This window comes from Bradyrhizobium sp. ORS 375, from assembly GCF_000239775.1.
Lineage (GTDB): Bacteria > Pseudomonadota > Alphaproteobacteria > Rhizobiales > Xanthobacteraceae > Bradyrhizobium.
This window is the reverse complement of the sequence record NZ_CAFI01000180.1, coordinates 1-1,642: the sequence shown is the minus strand read 5'-3', so window position 1 is coordinate 1,642 and position 1,642 is coordinate 1. Positions and strand designations below refer to the sequence as shown.

Genomic DNA, 1,642 nt, shown 5'->3' with positions numbered 1-1,642 from the left:
GGCGTCTTCCTGATCTGGCTCGGCCTCGCCGCGCTGCTGGTCGGCCTGCTGTCGTTTGCGTTCGCGCCGGGATGGCAACTGCAGATCCTGCTGTTCGCCCTGTTCTCGATCGCCGCCGTGCCGCTGTGGCGGCGCCTCGCCCGCGCCAATGCCGGGCCATCGCAGGACAACCCGTTCCTCAACCGCCGCTCGGCCGCGCTGGTCGGGCGTGAGTTCACCCTGGAGAAGCCGATCATCGACGGCAACGGCACGGTGCGCATCGACGACACGGTCTGGCGCGTCGCCGGCCCGGATACACCGGCCGGCAGCCGCGTCCGCATTGTGCAGGCCGATGGCGCGCATCTGACGGTGACGGCGGCGTAGGTCTGCGGGCGGTGTTGCTTGATTGAAGCGACGCTCCAACCGCGTCATTGCGAGCGCAGCGAAGCAATCCAGGGCGTCACGTGCGGCCCTGGATTGCTTCGTCGCTTCGCTCCTCGCAATGACGGGGAGAGAGGGGGCGGGGGCTCAGTTCTGCAGCCTCACCCCCAGCATCACCACCGTGCCCGACGACGCGGCGCCCGCGATGTTCGAGTCCAGCTTGTCATATCGCAGCGTGCCCTTGACCCACAGGCTGCGCGTCATCTTGTAGACGAGGTTGCCTTCGGCCGAATAGGTTCGGTCGTTGCGGCCGTAGCCTTGGTAGTCCAGCGTGCCGAAGGTGAATTTGCCGATGCCGGTCAGCCAGCGGCGGAAATCGTGGTCGACCTGCACGGTGTAGGTGCGGATCAGCACGCCGGAGGCGCCGGCGACGGTGGTTTCTGCGACCTGGGTGTCTGAGAGGAAGCGCGCCGTCGTCAGGGGCGTCGCCGACCACACCAGCGAGGCGGACGTCAAAAATCCCTGGAGCCGGTTGAGCCGCGGATCGGTGTAGCTGCGTGTGGCATAGCCGAGCGAGAGCTCGCCGGTCAGAAGCCGCGTGAACTCGAACGAGGTGCCGGCCTTGGCGTAGCCGCCGGCGGAATCGCGCTGATAGCCTGAGCGGTCGAACTGCTGGTCGTAGGTGCGGGTGTTGCCCTGCACCTCGACGAACGGCTTCAGGGCCGGCGTGACCTCGTAGGACACCCGGCCGATGCCGCCGAACTGGTTGTAGTTGCGGTCGTCGTTCGACGTCATCGTGCCGTCGGTCAGCTTGCTCTGCTGATAGCTGGTGCGGTCGGCGGTGGCGCCCGCCGAGATCTGCAGCCGGTTGAAGCGCTGGTCGAAGCCGACGGTGGTGCCGAGCGTGGTGTAGACCGGATAGCGGGCGAGGCCCGCCTGGACGCTCGGGCTGCCGGGATTGTCGGTCGCGGCGCGCAGCCGCAGTTGAGCACCGACCGAGGTGTCGCGCGTGACGTCGAGGCGGCCGTCGACATGGCCGGTGAAGTCGGGCCGGTCGAGCGTGGTCGGCGCCGAATTGATACCGCCATCCATCATGGCGGGCAGGGTGCTGCGATAGCCGGTGAACGAGCCGCGCAAATCGGCGACCAGCGCGTGCCGCTCCCAGTTCGATACCGCCAAGAATTCCGGCGCGATCATCCAGGCCGGCATGCCGCGTGGCCGCGCGAGCCGGGCGGGATTGCTGTCATAGCCGGCCGACAGCTCGACCGCGCCCTTGACCAGG

General features: G+C 68.1%; 2 protein-coding genes. One reads left to right on the top strand and one right to left on the bottom strand.

The window, feature by feature from the left end; all coding sequences use genetic code 11:
* A partial coding sequence (locus BRAO375_RS15530; protein WP_035640518.1) for an NfeD family protein occupies positions 1-363 on the top strand: 363 nt, incomplete at its 5' end.
* A 144-nt stretch (positions 364-507) separates the two neighbouring features.
* Here the strand turns inward: BRAO375_RS15530 and BRAO375_RS15525 are convergent.
* Positions 508-1,642: outer membrane beta-barrel protein (locus tag BRAO375_RS15525; RefSeq protein ID WP_035640514.1), on the bottom strand; the 1,135-nt coding region annotated here is incomplete at its 5' end.